This window comes from Carnobacterium sp. ISL-102 (genome assembly GCF_018612935.1).
Classification (GTDB): Bacteria; Bacillota; Bacilli; order Lactobacillales; family Carnobacteriaceae; genus Carnobacterium_B; species Carnobacterium_B alterfunditum.
Genome location: NZ_JAGGRF010000002.1, coordinates 90,638 through 109,671, shown reverse-complemented (window position 1 = coordinate 109,671; position 19,034 = coordinate 90,638). Strand labels below are relative to the sequence as shown.

The following is a 19,034-nucleotide window of genomic DNA, read 5'->3' as shown; positions in this document are numbered from 1 at the left end:
ATCAATGGATAAAAGAGACTTGAGGAGGATTTAATTAATGGCAGACGATCGTAAACAAGCATTAGATGCAGCATTAAAAAAAATTGAAAAAAACTTTGGTAAAGGTTCCGTTATGAAATTAGGCGAGAAAGTAGATACGCGTATTTCAACCGTTCCTAGTGGCTCATTAGCGTTAGATGTAGCATTAGGTGTAGGTGGATTTCCAAGAGGAAGAATTATTGAAGTGTACGGCCCTGAAAGTTCAGGTAAGACAACAGTAGCATTGCATGCTGTCGCAGAGGTTCAAAAACAAGGTGGGATAGCTGCATTTATTGATGCTGAAAATGCCTTAGATCCAAAATATGCAGCTGCTCTTGGTGTAGATATTGATGAGTTATTGCTATCTCAGCCTGACACAGGTGAGCAAGGTTTAGAAATTGCAGACGCTTTGGTTTCCAGTGGAGCAGTAGATATCGTTGTGATCGACTCAGTTGCTGCATTGGTACCACGTGCAGAAATTGAAGGAGAAATGGGAGACTCTCATGTAGGGCTGCAAGCTCGTCTGATGTCTCAAGCTTTACGTAAATTATCCGGATCGATCAATAAAACAAAAACAATTGCGTTATTTATCAACCAAATTCGTGAAAAAGTTGGAGTAATGTTTGGTAATCCAGAAATTACACCGGGTGGTCGAGCTTTGAAATTCTATGCTACGATTCGTTTGGAAGTTAGAAGAGCTGAGCAAATTAAACAAGGTACAGAAATCATGGGTAACCGTACAAAAATTAAAGTTGTAAAAAACAAAGTTGCTCCACCATTCAGAGTAGCCGAAGTAGATATCATGTATGGAGAGGGTATTTCTCAAGTAGGAGAGCTAGTAGATATGGGTTCTGACAAAGATATTATCGATAAATCTGGTGCATGGTACTCTTATAATGGCGAACGAATTGGTCAAGGCCGTGAAAATGTTAAAAAATTCTTCAAAGAAAACCCTGAATTAAGAACTGAAGTTGAGAAAAAAGTTCGTGCTGCTTATGGTTTTGGAGAACCTGGAACTAAAGAGCCAGAAGTAGAAAAGTCTGGAAAAGAGTCATTAGAAGATTAAAGTGAAGAAATAAGATCAAATAAAACCAATAAGCACTATGCTTGTTGGTTTTATTTGAATATTTTTCCGAGATTGAATGGAAAAAGATACATAAATAAATCAACCAAGGCTAATGAAAGTTTATGAAAGGGCTACAAAACCATTATTTAAGTTGACATGTCTCGTCACTACAATTAAAATTAAGTTATCTATTACTTTACAATTAAATATCGGGTAGATTTTATTGGTACAAAGCTATGCATAATCTACCAAATAATGGATAAATGATAAATGACAAATTAAATAGATGATACGGAGGTGGAAGAATGGATTTTAGAAGTGTTACCTTCGCTATCGTTACTTTAGTTGTCGGTCTTATTGTTGGATATCTCATCCGCAAAGCAACCCACGAAAAAGAGTTAGCTGGTGCTAGAAACACTGCAACTGGAATATTGGAAGAAGCAAAAAGAGAAGCAGAAACCATGAAAAAGGAAGCGATGTTAGAAGCGAAGGATGAAAGCCACAAATATCGAACTGAAATTGAAGCAGAGCTGAAAGAGAGAAGGAATGAAGTTCTAAGACAAGAAAATCGTTTGCTGCAACGCGAGGATAATATTGATCGCAAAAACGATAGCTTAGAAAAGCGTGAACGCACACTTGAAGCTAATGAAGCAAAATTAAGTTCTAGACAACTACATGTTGACGATTTAGAGAAGAAAGCCATTGAATTGGTGAAAGAACAAGAAAGTGAATTAGAACGAGTTGCTGCTTTGTCACGAGAAGAAGCAAGACAATTGATTTTACAAGAAACAGAAAATGAGCTTTCTCATGAAGTAGCCGTAATGGTAAAAGATTCTGAACAAAAAGCAAAAGAAGAAGCTGATCGTAAAGCTAAGAATTTAATCGCGTTAGCCATTCAACGTTCTGCAGCTGATCAAGTTTCAGAAACAACAGTATCCGTTGTAACCTTGCCTAACGATGAAATGAAAGGTCGTATCATAGGTCGTGAAGGGCGTAATATTAGAGCGCTAGAGACGCTGACTGGTATGGATCTAATCATAGACGATACTCCAGAAGCTGTTGTACTTAGTGGATTTGATCCAATACGTCGAGAAATCGCTCGAATGACTCTTGAAAAATTGATCCAAGATGGACGGATCCATCCAGCTCGAATTGAAGAGATGGTGGAAAAATCACGTAAAGAAATGGATGAAAGAATCAGAGAAATTGGCGAACAAGCTACTTTTGATGTAGGAGTCCATTCGTTACATCCAGACTTGATCAAAATTTTAGGACGCCTGAAATTCAGAACAAGTTATGGTCAAAATGTTTTAAGCCATTCTATTGAAGTTGCTAAATTAGCAGGTGTGATGGCTGCTGAATTAGGCGAAGATGTTACATTAGCTAAACGAGCTGGTTTGCTTCACGATATTGGTAAAGCACTAGATCATGAAGTTGAAGGTTCCCATGTTGAAATTGGTGCAGAAATTGCGATGAAGTACAAAGAGAATGAAACAGTTGTGAATTCAATTGCTTCACATCATGGTGACGTTGAAGCAACATCTGTCATTTCTGTTTTAGTAGCTTCAGCAGATGCAATATCTGCAGCACGTCCTGGTGCAAGAAGCGAGTCACTTGAAAACTATATTCATCGTCTTGAAAAATTAGAAAGTATTTCTAATGATTTTGAAGGGGTTGAACAAAGTTTTGCTATCCAAGCAGGTCGCGAAATTCGAATCATGGTCAAACCTGAAAAATTAGATGATTTAGCAGCAAGTAAATTAGCGCGTGACGTTAGAAAACGTATCGAAAGTGAGCTAGATTATCCTGGACACATTAAGATAACTGTTATTCGTGAAACAAGAACAATTGAATATGCTAAATAAGATTAGTTGAACTAACCGATACGAGCCAATGATAAATCTGGCTCGTATCGGTTTTTCTATTGCAATCTTTAAAAATCAATTCTAACTAAAATAAAAGGCCAGCTTTTATTTTAGACCATTTATTGTTAAAATAAGTAAGATGAAAAAGAGAAGAGGAATAACTGTATGAAATTATTATTTATTGGAGATGTTGTAGGTTCGATGGGTCGCGAAATGGTTCATGATTATTTACCTAAACTGAAAAAAATGTATAAACCACAAGTAACGATTTTAAATGGCGAAAATGCAGCAGCAGGTCGCGGGATCACAGAAAAAATTTATAAAGGTTTTTTACAAGATGGTGTGGATATCGTAACGATGGGAAACCATACATGGGATAACCGGGATATCTTTGAATTTATTGATGAAGCTAAAAAAATGATTCGTCCAGCTAACTATCCTGAAGGAACACCAGGTAAAGGAATCTCTTATATAAAAGTCAATCAACTTGAATTGGCCGTTATAAACTTGCATGGGCGTGTTTTCATGACGGATGTCGATGATCCTTTCAGAAAAGCTGATGAATTAATAGACGAAGCGTTAAAACGGACACCTTTGATTTTTGTTGATTTTCACGCAGAAACGACAAGTGAAAAACAATCAATGGGGTGGTATTTAGATGGCAGAGTATCGGCAGTGGTTGGAACCCATACTCATGTGCAAACAAATGATGCACGTATTTTACCAAATGGTACTGCTTATTTGACAGATGCTGGAATGACGGGTCCTTATGATGAAGCATTAGGAATGGACCGCGATGCTGTGTTAAGAAGGTTTTTGACCCAAATGCCGACACGTTTTGAAGTGCCTAAAGAAGGCCGGAAAATTCTTTCAGGTTGTTTTATTGAAATTGATGATGTTACTGGCGAAGCTAAAAAAATTGAAAACATTGTTATCAATGACGATCATCCATTTAATGGCGGATTTGAATAAATTAGTAGAAATAAAAGAGTGCTGAATAATAAATAATCACAAAGGGGCGAAAAAGATGCCGCAAAAAACAAAACAAACGCCTATGATGGAACAGTACCTAGGAATAAAGGCAAACTACCCAGATGCTTTTTTATTTTATCGCTTGGGAGATTTTTACGAACTGTTCAATGAAGATGCTGTCAAAGCCTCACAACTGTTAGAAGTAACATTAACAAGCCGTAATCGCAATGCAGATGAGCCGATCCCTATGTGTGGTGTGCCTTATCATGCTGCTAAAGGATACATTGATAATTTGATAGAAAAAGGATACAAAGTAGCTATTTGTGAACAAGTGGAGGATCCTAAAACAGCAAAAGGTATGGTGAAGAGAGAAGTCGTCCAATTGATCACACCGGGGACAGCTATGGACACTAAATCAATGGATGCTAAAACAAATAATTATTTGGCTGCCTTGATGAGTACCGAAACAGACGGTTATTATTTAGCCTATGCTGATTTAAGTACTGGGGAATTAAAAACGACGAAGTTAAATTCAATAGAATCTGTGATGAGTGAACTGATGAGCTTGAAAACGAAAGAAGTTGTTTTTAAAGAAGCAATGGAAATAGAATTACAAGCGAAATTAAAAACAACATTAGGGATCATGGTATCAACGCAAGAAGAGATGGTTGAAAGTGCAGAATTTTCTTATTTGACGGATGAGATAGAAAATAGCGAATCGATCAATGTTGTAAAATTACTATTGTCCTATTTATACGTTACTCAAAAAAGGAACCTAGGTCATCTTCAAAAAGTGGAAGTCTATTCTCCTGCCAATTATTTGAAAATGGATCATTATTCTAAGCGTAATTTAGAATTGGTTTCTTCGCTTCGTACAGGGCAAAAAAAAGGAACGCTATTGTGGTTACTGGACGAAACTAAAACGGCCATGGGAGGAAGACTTCTAAAGCAGTGGATCGATCGTCCTCTCATTCAAGAACAGCAAATTTCTATGAGACAAAATATTGTTGAAAGTTTAATCAATCATTTTTTTGAAAGAACCGATTTAAATGAAGCTTTGACAAGAGTATATGATTTAGAACGGTTAGCTGGAAGGGTAGCGTTCGGCAATGTTAATGGGCGTGATTTAATTCAACTCCAAGCCTCCCTGCGCCAGATCCCTCAGCTGATTGAGGTCATACAGCTGATGAACAAAGGTGAGTGGGATCAATTCATCACCGAATTGGATCAAGTTCCTGAAGTTGTTGAGTTAATTGATCTAGCAGTAGATGAAGATGCGCCTCTTTCTATAAAAGATGGTGGGATCATTAAAGATGGTTTCAATGAGAAATTAGATACTTACCGGGATGCTATGCGCAATGGTAAGAAGTGGATCGCTCAGTTAGAAGCAGAAGAAAAAGCCGCAACCGGAATCAAAAACTTGAAAATTGGATATAACCGTATATTTGGTTACTACATCGAAATCACTAAAGCTAACCTTGTCAATTTGCCGGAAGGGCGTTACGAGCGAAAACAAACGCTAGCGAATGCCGAACGATTTATTACGCCAGCTTTAAAGGAAAAAGAGATTTTAATACTGGAAGCGGAAGAGAAGTCGATGCTTCTAGAGTACACTTTATTTACGGAAGTTAGAGAAACAATCAAACAGTATATTGAACGATTACAAAAATTAGCAAAAACAGTAGCAGCTATTGATGTATTGCAAAGTTTTGCAACAGTAAGTGAAAAATACCACTATACTCGTCCTGTTATGGCAGCCAATAGTCAAGAAATTGACTTAATAGAAGGACGGCATCCAGTTGTTGAAAAAGTACTAGGTCAGCAGACGTATGTACCAAACAGTGTTGAAATGAATCGAGAAAATGAGATTTTACTTATCACAGGACCCAATATGTCCGGTAAAAGTACGTATATGAGGCAACTAGCTTTAACGGTTATTATGGCTCAGATGGGCTGTTTTGTCCCTGCTGATAAAGCATTAATACCGATATTCGATCAAATATTTACTCGTATTGGTGCAGCAGATGATTTGATTGCCGGACAAAGTACGTTTATGGTCGAAATGATGGAGGCGAATGAGGCTCTAAGATACGCTTCTAAAAATAGTTTGATTTTATTTGATGAAATAGGTCGTGGTACAGCAACCTATGATGGAATGGCTTTAGCGGAAGCAATCATTGAATACATTCATGAAAAGGTTCATGCGAAAACGTTATTTTCAACCCATTACCATGAATTAACGCTTCTGGATGAACGTTTGCCTCGTTTGAAGAATGTCCATGTTGGTGCAGTAGAAGAAGAGGGAGAGTTAGTTTTTTTACACAAAATGCTTCCTGGTCCTGCTGATAAAAGTTATGGGATACAAGTCGCTAAACTGGCTGGCCTTCCAGACGAATTATTGTCACGCGCAACCGTTATATTAGAACAACTGGAACAAAAAGAAGAAATTGTGTTAAATCATATAGGTCAAATAGATCCAATTAGTGAAGTTCAAATTCCAAGCAAGATTTCACAAAAGGAAAAAAATAAAGCAATGGATGATGGTCAACTTTCTTTATTTGGGCTTCTTGAAGGTTCTGAGTCCGAAGTTGTTAAAGCGGTTCGGAAAATGAATCTATTAACGATGACGCCTTTAGAAGCAATGAATTGCATTAATGAGTGGCAACAAAAATTGAATTGATCTTAGTTAGTGGAAAGGAATGGAATAGATGGCAAAAATCCTAGAACTTTCAGATGTATTAGCCAATCAAATTGCAGCTGGAGAAGTAATTGAACGCCCGGCTTCTGTAGTAAAAGAATTGATTGAAAATGCAATTGATGCAGAAAGCAGCCAGATTGACATTCTTATCGAAGAAGCTGGATTAAAAAAAATACAGATCATTGATAATGGAATGGGTATTGAACCAGAAGAGGTTCAAAATGCATTTAAGCGTCATGCAACCAGTAAAATTTATTCACGAGACGATCTTTTTCGGATCCGTACGCTAGGTTTTCGTGGTGAAGCTTTACCAAGTATTGCTTCTGTTTCAGAAGTTGTTTTAGAGACGTCAACTGGTGGAGAACGTGGGACGTATCTTTCTCTAAAAGGCGGAAAAATAATCGAAGAAAGACCAAATGAAGCAAGAAAAGGCAGTAAGATCACTATTGAAAATCTTTTTTTTAATACACCTGCACGTTTGAAATATGTAAAGAGTCTACAAGCAGAACTATCGAATGTAACAGATATAATAAATCGATTGGCTATCAGTCATCCGAAGATTGCTTTTCGTTTAATTAGCGATGGCAATCAACTTTTAAGAACAGCTGGTAACGGTGATTTAAAACAAACACTTGCAGGAATTTATGGAGTAGCTACAGCCAAAAAAATGAGAGAAATAAAAAAAGAAGATTTGGATTTTAGAGTATCTGGGTTCATTTCATTACCAGAACTTACGAGAGCCAGCCGGAATTATATTTCAATTATTATTAATGGACGCTATATTAAAAATTATTTATTAAATAAAGCTATTATTTCAGGTTACCGATCTAAATTAATGGTTGGACGTTATCCAATCGTTGCTATTAAAATCGATATGGATCCTTTACTAGTAGATGTAAATGTTCATCCGACAAAGCAAGAAGTTCGGATCAGCAAGGAAAAAGAATTGATGCAACTGATAGAATCAGCAATCCATGACTGTTTAAGTAAGGAACAATTGATTCCAGATGGACTAGAAAATTTATCATTTAAAAAGAAAATAAATCTACCCATGGAAGAGAATGAGCAAACAACATTTAGGTTCCAGCAAGAAAGAACTCCTGAAAAAGAAAAAAAAGAATCTGAAAACTTTCAACCATTACCAGAATCCCATTATTCAAAGCAACAGTCTCTTTCTTTTGAAGGTGGAACGGATCATGAAATTGAAAAAGAACCCTTTTTATTGCAAGAAGAGCAAGAAGATACACTTGTAGAGCTGTCGGAGAAAAATAAGATCAGTGAGTTTCATGATGAAACAATTAGTGAATTAATCGATTACCATCAAGAGTCCCCTTTAAAGGCAGCGGATAAACTAATGAAGAAACAAGCAACAGTTGAAGAATCCATTGATCAATTTCCAACATTAGAATACGTTGGTCAAATGCACGGCACTTATTTATTTGCTCAAAATGAAAAAGGCTTGTATATTTTGGATCAGCATGCTGCTCAAGAACGAATAAAATACGAATATTTCCGGGAAAAAATTGGCGAGGTCAGCACCGACTTACAAGATTTATTGGTACCCATTATGTTGGATTATCCGAATAGCGATGCCATTAAAATCAAAGAAAATAGCGATGCATTAGAAATGGTTGGTATTTTCTTAGAACCGTTTGGCCAAAATAGTTTTTTGTTGAGAAGTCATCCGGTATGGTTTAATCAGGGCGAAGAAGAAACGATTGTAAGCGAGATGATCGATTTACTGTTGGATCATGGAAGTGTGAGCGTTGCTAAATTTAGAGAAGCAACGGCAATAATGATGAGTTGCAAAGGGTCGATCAAAGCAAACCATTACCTTAATGATGCGGAAGCTAGGGCACTGCTAAAGGATCTTAAAAAGATGGAAAATCCTTATAACTGCCCACATGGAAGACCGGTAGTGATCCATTTCACCAATAAAGATATGGAGAAAATGTTCAAACGGATACAAGATCCGCATTGAATTACCTAAAATAAATTCAATAAATTGTAGCGATTCCTTAAAAAGTGTAAAATGTAAGTTAGATACAAAAAGGAGGATTTTCATGAATAGCTATGATAAAAACGAATTGAAAGATAAACTTACAGATATTCAATTTGAAGTAACTCAAAATGAAGCTACTGAACGTCCGTTTACAGGAGAGTATGACGATTTTTATGAAGACGGCATTTTTGTAGATGTTGTAAGTGGAAAACCGCTATTTTCTTCAAACGATAAATACGATGCAGGATGCGGTTGGCCATCTTTTACAAAACCGATAGAAGAAAAAGAAGTTATTGAAAAAGTGGATACTAAATTTGGTATGCGTCGTACTGAAGTGCGAAGCTCAGAGTCGAATTCTCATCTAGGACATATTTTTACAGATGGCCCTCAAGATAAAGGCGGTCTACGCTACTGTGTTAACTCGGCAGCATTAAGATTCGTACCTGTTGATAAGTTAGATGAAGAAGGTTATGGTAGTTACCGTAAATTATTTGTTTGATCTATTTTGTTAATTTTTATAAGCACTCTCTAGCTGCATAAGCAGCTAAAGAGTGCTTATGATTTTTTTACATAGGCTTTTTTTGGCGGCAACTCCTTTTTTCTATACAAATGTGGTAAACTAAAAAGCGAACAGGTGTGCCTTTTTCCGCCTAGTAAAATGAGTGAATGAATGGAGAAAATAATATGTATGAATACATTAAGGGGATAGTAACATTTGTTAGTCCTGCGTATATCGTCCTTGAAACGAATGGAATAGGGTATCAATTGTTTATGGCTAATCCATTTCGTTTTTCGAGTAAATTAAACGAAGAAGTAACAGTTTATATCCATCAAGCTGTTCGAGAAGATGCTATTACGTTATATGGTTTCAAGGATTACACTGAAAAACAATTGTATTTAAAGTTGCTTAGTGTTTCAGGAATAGGTCCAAAAAGCGGATTGGCTATTTTGGCAAATGATGATCATCAAGGTTTAGTACAAGCAATTGAAAATGAAGATGCAGCTTACTTAACTAAATTTCCAGGAGTAGGTAAAAAGACTGCTTCACAAATTGTATTAGATTTGAAAGGGAAGTTAGCTGATTTAACCCATACACAATCAGAAAATACGGTCGATTACCAACAAGAATTGGTTTTACCAACGAATTATAGTCATGTTACTGAAGCAATCGAGGCTTTAGAAGCGCTAGGGTACAGTGTAAAAGAAATCAAAAAAATCGAACCACAAATCCGTAAATTAAATAAAGAATCTACAGATGCTTATTTAAGAGAAGCATTACGACTATTGATGAAGAAATAACCGATAAGTAAATGAGAAAAGTGGTGAAAACAATGAATCCAGAAGAACGAATCATTTCCGGCGACAGCAGCACGACAGAAGAGATGTCATTAGAAAAATCGTTGCGTCCGCTTTATTTAAAAGAATATATTGGCCAAGAAAAAGTAAAAAAAGAATTGTCGATTTATATAGAAGCAGCAAATAATCGCGAAGAAGCCTTAGATCACGTTTTGCTTTATGGCCCTCCTGGATTAGGAAAAACAACTATGGCAATGGTTATTTCAAATGAAATGGATGTAGCTATACGAACGACTAGCGGCCCTGCAATCGAGAAAGCAGGAGACTTAGTTGCTCTTTTGAATGAACTAGAAGCGGGAGATGTCCTTTTTATCGATGAGATCCATCGGATGCCAAGACTTATTGAAGAGATGTTGTACTCGGCTATGGAAGATTATTTTGTGGATATCATCGTGGGACAAGGACCAACTGCACATCCTGTCCATTTTCCTTTACCACCATTTACTCTAGTGGGTGCAACTACAAGAGCAGGACTTTTATCAGCACCTTTGCGAGATCGTTTTGGGATCGTATCGCATATGGAATATTACACGGTAGAAGAATTGAGCGATATTGTTTTACGTTCAGCTGATATATTTAATACTGAAATAATCGAATCAGGAGCAATCGAAATAGCTAGACGCTCTAGGGGAACGCCTCGTGTAGCAAATCGTCTATTAAAGCGTGTAAGAGATTATGCACAAGTAAGATCTAATGGTGTGATAAAAAAAGAAATAGCAGATGAGGCATTAGCTATGCTGCGAATCGATCAAGAAGGACTCGATTTCGTTGATCAAAAACTATTGAAAACGATGATTGAAAACTATAATGGCGGACCGGTTGGGCTGTCTACGATTGCAGCTAATATTGGAGAAGAAGTTGAAACGATTGAAGATATGGTTGAGCCTTTTTTACTGCAGGCAGGCTTTCTTCAACGCACACCACGTGGAAGAATCGTAACCCGTTTAGGCTATGCTCACTTGGGTTACCCAATTACTTATACAGATTAGGAGTATGATTATGTTAACGACAAAAGATTTTGATTTTAATTTACCAGAAGAATTAATCGCTCAGACCCCTTTAGCAAATCGATCAAGTTCAAAACTATTAATTTTAGACAAAGAAATGGGTAAAGTAGAAGATAAGTACTTTACGGACATCCTTGATGAATTGAACAAAGGTGACGCATTAGTCATGAATGATACACGCGTGTTGCCTGCACGTTTGCATGGCATAAAACCAGAAACTGGTGCACATATTGAACTATTATTATTAAAAAATACAAAAAATGATCAATGGGAAACACTTGTTAAACCAGCTAAGAAAGCAACTGTAGGGACCGTTATTTCTTTTGGAGATGGAAGACTGAAAGCTACAGTAACAGAAGAGTTAAATCATGGCGGAAGAATCGTTGATTTTTCTTATGAAGGTATCTTTTTAGAAGTTTTAGAGTCATTAGGTGAAATGCCACTTCCACCTTATATCAAAGAAAGATTAGAAGATGGCGAACGATACCAAACGGTTTACGCAAAAGAAAATGGTTCGGCAGCTGCACCGACAGCAGGGTTGCATTTTACTGAAGAATTATTAGAGCAGATCAAATCAAAAGGTGTACAGTTGGTTTTCTTAACGTTACACGTGGGATTAGGTACATTTAGACCAGTTAGTGTTGATTCGCTTGAAGACCATGAAATGCATTCAGAATTTTATCGTTTAACAGAAGAATCAGCAGCTATTTTAACTGCTGTTCGAAATAATGGTGGAAGAATAGTTGCAGTTGGGACAACTTCTATTCGGACACTGGAAACGATTGGTACAAAGTTTAATGGCGAGATAAAGGCAGATAGCGGATGGACAAGTATTTTTATTTCACCGGGGTATACATTTAAAGTTGTTGATGCTTTTTCAACTAATTTTCATTTGCCAAAATCAACATTGGTGATGTTGATCAGTGCTTTCGCAGGAAGAGAAAATGTTTTATCAGCTTACCAGCATGCTATTGATAAAAGATATCGTTTTTTTAGCTTTGGAGATGCCATGTTTATCAAATAAATGACTTTATTCCCTTAAACAAAATAAAAAATAGAAGTTGGCTTTTTAGGCCAACTTCTATTGGTTTTTAGAGAGGATAGAAGCGAATCAGCGAATCGTTGAAACGAAACTTTTTATTTGAACTTCTTCTAAAAACGACATACAGCTTCTTTACTACTTTTTTAAAACTGTCTTTAAATTTGTTAACGGTACTAATTTGAAGCTGGTTTTTCAAATAAATGTGACAGTGAATCTGGTAACTCAAAACAGAATGTTGATTTTAAATGTTTTTTCTGAATCTAAACACTAAAGAAATTCGACCAATTCACTTCTATAAGCATCTCTCTATCCACCTATAATATACCACATTTAGAAAGCGGTTACCATTTATGTGTCTCGAAATTTAAAAAAAGTTTTATTTTCTAAAAATAGTGTGATAAACTATTATATTGAGTGAGCACGTACTTGATTTAAGAGATGTTGAATTTGGAGGTCTAAGTAAGTGGCAAACGTAAACGAGGAAGCTGTAACAAATACGCAACAACGAATTATTGACGCAGCGTTAGATTTAGTTTCACATGTGGGGTATAAAAGTACCACAACTAAAATGATTGCACAGAAAGCCGAAGTTAATGAAACAACCATTTTTAAAAATTTTCAGTCTAAACAAGTTTTGATGGACACAGCATTTAAACAGCATACTGTACAAATCACCAAAGAAGTAGATGAATTCTTTTCTCAAAGTTTTGAAAATACCACAGATTTAATGAACCAATCTGGACGATTTATTGCAACTATTTTTGATAAACATCGACAAATTGTTATTGGGACTATTAAAGAAGTAGGAAATGAACAAACAAAAACGATTTTCACCTATAAACAAGAGTATATCCAACAACAACTGTGCAATAAGTTAAAAGAATGCTCAAATGACCATTCATTAACAGATCAACAGTATGAAACGATTGCTTTTATTTTTAATAGTGCGATCATGAGTCTTCTAGTTGATAAAGCTAGAAAAGAATATTCGGATGATGAACAATCTATGACGATCCACTTAGATGATGTGATCGAGTTGATATTAAAAACAGTGAGTTGATTTTATTGAGCGTAATTAAAAAACCAATTAAATAAATGGTTCTATATCAAATGGTGTGGACACTTCAAAATGGAAATTTCTTCTGGAATGGGAGGGTTTGCTTGTGGGGCCATTGAATCTTATACATGGCCGCAAGCAAGTCTATTCCTCTAGAAATTTTAGGTAAGTAGTGCAATTAGATTAAATCTATCAACACTAAAAATTATAGATCCAAATAAATGAGTAACCTCAGTTGAACGAAAGTAGGAATGGAAGCATGACAGAACCAGCAATTAAATACCGATTAATAAAAAAAGAGAAACATACAGGCGCAAGACTTGGAGAAATTATTACTCCACATGGAACTTTTCAAACGCCTATGTTTATGCCGGTTGGCACGTTGGCAACGGTCAAAAGTATTGCACCAGAAGAGTTAGAATCAATGGGAGCAGATATTATTTTAAGCAATACGTATCACTTATGGCTGCGCCCAGGTGAAGATATTGTAGAAGAAGCAGGCGGACTTCATAAGTTCATGAACTGGGATAAAGGTATTTTGACAGATTCAGGCGGATTCCAGGTATTTTCATTAAGTGATATGCGAAAAATTGAAGAAGAAGGTGTTCATTTTAGAAATCATTTGAATGGTTCTAAAATGTTCTTGTCACCAGAAAAAGCGATCAATATCCAAAATAAATTGGGTCCAGATATTATGATGAGTTTTGACGAGTGCCCACCTTTTGACGAGAGTTTTGATTATGTAAAAAAATCAGTTGAACGAACGAGTCGTTGGGCTGAACGAGGGTTAAAAGCTCATGGGAAACCAAATAGTCAAGGGCTATTTGGAATCATTCAAGGTGCTGGATTCAAGGAACTTCGTCAACAAAGCGCACGCGACTTAGTATCAATGGATTTCCCAGGTTATTCCATTGGAGGATTATCTGTTGGAGAGCCCAAACAAAGCATGAATAGAGTATTAGAGTACACGACACCTTTTATACCTGAAGACAAACCACGGTACTTGATGGGTGTAGGAACTGCGGATTCGCTGATCGATGGTGTTATTCGAGGAGTAGACATGTTTGATTGTGTGCTACCCACTCGTATTGCTCGTAATGGAACATGTATGACGAGCAAAGGCCGTGTTGTAATTAAAAACGCGCAATATGAAAGAGACTTTGGGCCATTAGATGCTAAATGTGATTGCTATACTTGCCGCAATTATACAAGAGCATATATACGCCATTTGATCAAAGCTAATGAAACTTTTGGCTTACGCCTGACAAGTTACCATAATCTGTATTTCTTATTAAATGTAATGAAAGAAGTCAGACAAGCTATTATGGATGATAATCTACTAGAATATAGAGAAAGTTTCTTTGAAGAATATGGTTTTAATAAACCAAATGCTAGAAATTTCTGAAGGTTTTATAAGATTATCTGTTAAGAGATAGCAATAAAACTGAATCTTTGGTAAAGTAATGAATGAAAAGATGATTTAAAAGAAGAATGGAGTGAAAAAAATGGAAATAATTCTTAATTTTCTACCTTTTATCGCGATTATGGCTTTGATGTATTTTATGATGATCCGTCCGCAAAAAAAGGCAGCTACAAAAACACAAAATATGCTTAATGCTATGAAAAAAGGGAACTCTGTCGTTACCATTGGTGGTCTACACGGCGTTATTGATGAAGTAAACACTACTAATAATACTGTCGTAATTGATTGTGATGGAATCTTTTTAACATTTGAAAAGAAAGCTATTGCCCGTGTGGTAACTACTGATGTTTCAAACGCTGTCGAAGATCTTGGCACGAACACGCCATCACATACAGTAGAAGAAGATAACGAATAAAAACTTTAATATAGGCAATCAAGAGCTTAAAAAGGGTGCTATCAGAATAAAACTGGCGGCACCTTTTTTAGTGTTTCAGTTTTATTTTAAAGTTCTACAGTAATCAGATATAAATAAAATGGGAATAAGATAGTTTCGAATAAGGAGGGAGGCTATGCTTTTGATCAATGAATCAATTACTTACTATGCTAAGTATGAACCTTGGTTAAATTTGAAAATTCAAGAGTTTAACCAGTTAGGGTACCATCAAATAAATAAAGAAGATTTGTGGAAATATGTTGTTAATTTGTGCTGGAAAAGGAATGTTCCAGCGCATTACTATCAACAAATTAGTGATATTATGAAAATTACGCCCAATCATTACTTAGATTATGCTGCGGTAGAAGCGCAAGTTTATAAAGTTACTTCACTTGATGATATGAATTTCGAAGGTTTATTTTAAAGGGGATCAGATGATTTGTTCTGATTCCTTTTATTTAGTGGTTTTATGTGAAATTATTATCATATTATATTGAAAATTTGAAAAAAAAATCAAAAAAAAATAATCATTTAATGGTTGTTTAGTAGGCTTTTTCATCTTTTTTTCAATTAAAAACGAATTAATTCTTTACAAAAAAAAGAAAATGAAGTATGATGATTGTGAAATAGATAACAATAACAGGAGGGTTCAATATGATGGAAGTTAATACTAAAGAAAAAATTAAAACTAGTAAAAAAAGTAATTTGAACAATCAAACTAGTGTATCTGATGATATCGAGCTATTGGTCAACCAAGGAAAAGAAGCGTTAAGTATTTTAGAAACTTTTGATCAAGAAAAGATCGACTTTATTGTTCATCAAATGGCAATGGCTGGTTTGGATCAGCATATGCCTTTAGCTAAAATGGCAGTAGAAGAAACAGGTAGAGGGATCTATGAAGATAAATGTATCAAGAATATGTTTGCAACAGAATCAATCTGGAATTCGATAAAAGATAATAAAACAGTGGGGATCATTAGTAGAGATAGCCAAACAGATTTGATAGAAGTAGCCACTCCAGTGGGCGTAGTATGTGGGGTCACACCGGTTACTAATCCAACATCTACAACAATGTTCAAAGCGTTAATTGCTTTGAAAACACGTAATCCAATTATTTTCTCTTTCCATCCAAGTGCTCAAAAATGTTCTATAGCTGCAGCAACTGTTTTGAAAGAAGCAGCTATAAAAGCTGGAGCACCAGAAAATTGCATTCAATGGATCGAGAAAGGCTCTTTAGAAGCAACAAATAGTTTGATGCAACATCCAGGAGTTGCTGTCGTACTTGCAACTGGGGGAGCTGCTATGGTAAAAGCAGCTTATTCAACTGGTAAACCAGCATTAGGAGTTGGACCAGGAAATGTGCCAAGCTATATTGAAAAATCCGCAAAAATCAAACGTGCGGTAAACGATATCATTGCATCAAAAACATTTGATAATGGGATGATATGCGCTTCAGAACAAGCCATTATTGTAGATAAAGAAATTTACAATGAAATAAAAGAAGAATTCAAACAACATAATATTTATTTTGCTAAACCAAATGAATTAGAGAAATTTGAAAATGCGGTAATGAATGAAGCAAAAGTTGCTGTTAATCCAGGAATTGTTGGGCAGTCTCCATACAAAATTGCTGCATTAGCAGGTATAGAAATTCCAAAAGAAACAAAAATGATTGTTGTAGAATTAAACGGAGTAGGTGCAGAATATCCTCTATCTCGCGAAAAGTTATCTCCAGTTCTAGCTATGATCAAAGCAGATTCTACTAAACATGCATTCGAACTTTCTCAACAAATGCTAGAATTAGGTGGGTTAGGTCATTCAGCAGCGATCCATACTCAAAATGATGCTTTAGCAGAAAAATTTGGTGAAGAAATGAAGGCTTGTCGTATTTTAGTTAACTCACCAACAGCTCAAGGAGGAATAGGTGACTTATACAATAACATGATTCCTTCATTAACATTAGGTTGTGGATCATATGGTAAAAACTCAGTTTCTAAAAATGTTACAGCTATCAACTTAATGAATATTAAAACAATTGCGAAACGGAGAAATAATATGCAGTGGTTTAAATTGCCAGCAAAGATTTATTTTGAAAAAAATTCTCTTGCTTATTTACAAGAAATGGAAGGCATCAAACGCGTATTTCTAGTATGTGATCCAGGTATGGTTAAATTTGGTTATGCAGATAAGGTTACACAAGAGTTGATGAAACGAACAAATAAAGTTCAAGTTGAAATCTTTTCAGATGTAGAACCAAATCCATCTACTGATACTGTTAAAGCTGGAACAGAAGCAATGAATCATTTCCAACCAGACACCATTATCGCAATCGGTGGTGGTTCAGCAATGGATGCTGCTAAAGGAATGTGGTTATTTTATGAAAAACCTGAAACAATTTTCTTTGGGGCTAAACAGAAGTTTTTAGATATCCGTAAAAGAACGTATAAAATTCCAAATTTAACAAAAACACAATTTGTCTGCATACCAACTACATCTGGTACAGGATCAGAAGTTACACCATTTGCAGTTATAACGGATAGTGAAACTCACGTCAAGTACCCATTGGCAGATTATGCATTGACTCCTGATGTAGCAATAATCGATCCACAGTTTGTAATGAGTGTACCGAAATCTGTTACAGCTGATACAGGTATGGATGTATTAACGCATGCGATCGAATCTTATGTTTCCGTAATGGCTAGTGATTATACAAAAGGTCTAAGCCTTCAAGCAGTCAAACTTGTATTTGAAAATCTACGCACATCGTACGAATATGCTACAGAGGAATCTCGCGAAAAAATGCATAATGCATCTACTATGGCTGGAATGGCATTTGCAAATGCTTTCTTAGGAATCAATCATTCCATTGCCCATAAAATTGGAGCTGCATATAATATCCCTCATGGACGTACCAATGCAATATTGTTACCTCATGTTATTCGATATAATGCTAAGGATCCTGCGAAGCATGCTTTATTTCCAAAATACGAATATTTCCACGCACATGAAGATTACGCTGAAATAGCTCGATTCATGGGATTCAAAGGGAATACTATAGAAGAGTTAGTAGAATCATTAGTCCAAGAGATCAACAAATTAGGTAAAGATGTTGGAATCAACATGAGTTTGAAAGATCAAGGAGTAAGTTCTGAAACATTACATGATACAGTTGATCATTTGGCAGAATTAGCCTTTGAAGATCAATGTACAACAGCAAATCCAAAACAACCATTGATCAGTGAATTAAAACAAATTATCATTGAAGCATTTGAAGAAATATAATAGAAAATAAAAAACGGAAACTAAGGCTTGCCTTAGTTTCTGTTTTTTTATTGTGAATATCTGATTAATTGTCATTAAAGACTTGTAATTAATTCATTTCAAGGTATACTTTTAACATAAGTTAGGTTAGCCTAAAAAAAGGTAGGGGAAAATTATGACGCCAAATAAAGAAGATTACTTGAAAATGATTTATGAGCTTGGTGGAACAACTAAAAAAGTAACAAATAAACAGCTTGTTTCAGGACTTAAAGTATCTGCAGCTTCTGTAAGCGAAATGATCACTAAGTTATTAAAAGAGGGATTTGTTAAACATATTCCTTATCATGGAATTCATTTGACCGAAGAGGGACTCCAAAAAGCAAGCACATTAGTACGGAAACATCGACTTTGGGAAGTCTTTTTAGTAAATCATTTGGGCTACGCATGGAATGAGGTCCACCAAGAAGCTGAAGTATTGGAGCATGTTACTTCTATTGAATTAGCGAGGCACTTAGATAAGTACTTAGATTTTCCAACAGTTTGTCCTCATGGAGGAATGATCCCAACTGAAAAAGAAATTGTTTATGAAAAGATACTTCCGACTTTAGCAGATAAACAAGTTTATGATGTAGTGAAAATTAAAAGAGTAACTGATGAGAAAGAGCTGCTCGATTATTTAGCATCCTTAGAGGTTGATATAGGTGACGTATTTAAGATTATTGATATAGGCGCGTATGAAGGACCTATAACCCTCGAAACAGAAGGCAAACAACTTGTAGTTAGTTACAAAGCAGCTGAAAATATTTTTATTGAACCAGTATAGAAAGTAGGAGA

The 19,034-nt window shown here is 35.7% G+C and carries 15 protein-coding genes; all 15 read left to right on the top strand.

All coding sequences use genetic code 11. From position 1 onward, the window contains the following. Positions 1 to 37 precede the first annotated feature (37 nt). The 15 genes from recA (at position 38) to J7E16_RS01340 (ending at position 19,023) form a co-directional block, all read left to right on the top strand. On the top strand, positions 38 to 1,084 hold the full coding sequence (recA, locus tag J7E16_RS01410) for a recombinase RecA (RefSeq protein ID WP_214887856.1): 1,047 nt from the start codon (positions 38 to 40) through the stop codon (positions 1,082 to 1,084). Between the two features lie 305 nt (positions 1,085 to 1,389). Then, a complete protein-coding gene (gene rny, locus J7E16_RS01405) occupies positions 1,390 to 2,949 on the top strand; it encodes a ribonuclease Y (RefSeq protein ID WP_214887854.1) in 1,560 nt (519 codons plus the stop codon). Between the two features lie 165 nt (positions 2,950 to 3,114). Next, positions 3,115 to 3,921 carry a TIGR00282 family metallophosphoesterase gene (locus tag J7E16_RS01400; protein WP_214887852.1) on the top strand — a complete coding sequence of 269 codons (807 nt, stop codon included), beginning with the start codon at positions 3,115 to 3,117 and terminating at the stop codon, positions 3,919 to 3,921. Positions 3,922 to 3,976: 55 nt separating this feature from the next. Next, complete coding sequence (gene mutS, locus J7E16_RS01395; protein ID WP_214887850.1) at positions 3,977 to 6,601, top strand: DNA mismatch repair protein MutS; 2,625 nt, start codon at positions 3,977 to 3,979, stop codon at positions 6,599 to 6,601. A 28-nt stretch (positions 6,602 to 6,629) separates the two neighbouring features. Next, positions 6,630 to 8,600: a DNA mismatch repair endonuclease MutL gene (gene mutL, locus J7E16_RS01390; protein WP_214887848.1), complete on the top strand. Its 1,971-nt coding sequence runs from the start codon at positions 6,630 to 6,632 to the stop codon at positions 8,598 to 8,600. Between the two features lie 82 nt (positions 8,601 to 8,682). Continuing rightward, positions 8,683 to 9,120 carry a peptide-methionine (R)-S-oxide reductase MsrB gene (gene msrB / locus J7E16_RS01385; protein ID WP_034547947.1) on the top strand — a complete coding sequence of 146 codons (438 nt, stop codon included), beginning with the start codon at positions 8,683 to 8,685 and terminating at the stop codon, positions 9,118 to 9,120. 185 nt (positions 9,121 to 9,305) lie between these two features. Next, positions 9,306 to 9,920 (top strand): Holliday junction branch migration protein RuvA, encoded by a 615-nt coding sequence (gene ruvA, locus J7E16_RS01380; RefSeq protein WP_214887846.1) that lies wholly within the window; start codon positions 9,306 to 9,308, stop codon positions 9,918 to 9,920. 32 nt (positions 9,921 to 9,952) lie between these two features. Then, the gene (gene ruvB / locus J7E16_RS01375) at positions 9,953 to 10,966 is read left to right on the top strand and encodes a Holliday junction branch migration DNA helicase RuvB (RefSeq protein ID WP_034547952.1); all 1,014 of its coding nucleotides are present in this window, start codon (positions 9,953 to 9,955) and stop codon (positions 10,964 to 10,966) included. A 10-nt stretch (positions 10,967 to 10,976) separates the two neighbouring features. Further along, complete coding sequence (queA, locus tag J7E16_RS01370) at positions 10,977 to 12,008, top strand: tRNA preQ1(34) S-adenosylmethionine ribosyltransferase-isomerase QueA (RefSeq protein WP_214887844.1); 1,032 nt, start codon at positions 10,977 to 10,979, stop codon at positions 12,006 to 12,008. 481 nt (positions 12,009 to 12,489) lie between these two features. Further along, positions 12,490 to 13,086, top strand: coding sequence for a TetR/AcrR family transcriptional regulator (locus tag J7E16_RS01365; protein WP_034547958.1), 597 nt, complete (start codon positions 12,490 to 12,492; stop codon positions 13,084 to 13,086). 256 nt (positions 13,087 to 13,342) lie between these two features. Beyond that, positions 13,343 to 14,488: a tRNA guanosine(34) transglycosylase Tgt gene (gene tgt / locus J7E16_RS01360; RefSeq protein ID WP_034547960.1), complete on the top strand. Its 1,146-nt coding sequence runs from the start codon at positions 13,343 to 13,345 to the stop codon at positions 14,486 to 14,488. Positions 14,489 to 14,588: 100 nt separating this feature from the next. Then, complete coding sequence (gene yajC / locus J7E16_RS01355; protein ID WP_214887841.1) at positions 14,589 to 14,921, top strand: preprotein translocase subunit YajC; 333 nt, start codon at positions 14,589 to 14,591, stop codon at positions 14,919 to 14,921. A gap of 154 nt (positions 14,922 to 15,075) precedes the next feature. After that, positions 15,076 to 15,363, top strand: a complete 288-nt coding sequence (locus tag J7E16_RS01350) for a post-transcriptional regulator (RefSeq protein ID WP_214887839.1) — start codon at positions 15,076 to 15,078, stop codon at positions 15,361 to 15,363. Positions 15,364 to 15,593: 230 nt separating this feature from the next. Beyond that, positions 15,594 to 18,221 (top strand): bifunctional acetaldehyde-CoA/alcohol dehydrogenase, encoded by a 2,628-nt coding sequence (adhE, locus tag J7E16_RS01345; RefSeq protein ID WP_214887836.1) that lies wholly within the window; start codon positions 15,594 to 15,596, stop codon positions 18,219 to 18,221. Between the two features lie 154 nt (positions 18,222 to 18,375). After that, positions 18,376 to 19,023: a metal-dependent transcriptional regulator gene (locus tag J7E16_RS01340; protein WP_214887834.1), complete on the top strand. Its 648-nt coding sequence runs from the start codon at positions 18,376 to 18,378 to the stop codon at positions 19,021 to 19,023. Positions 19,024 to 19,034: the final 11 nt, after the last annotated feature.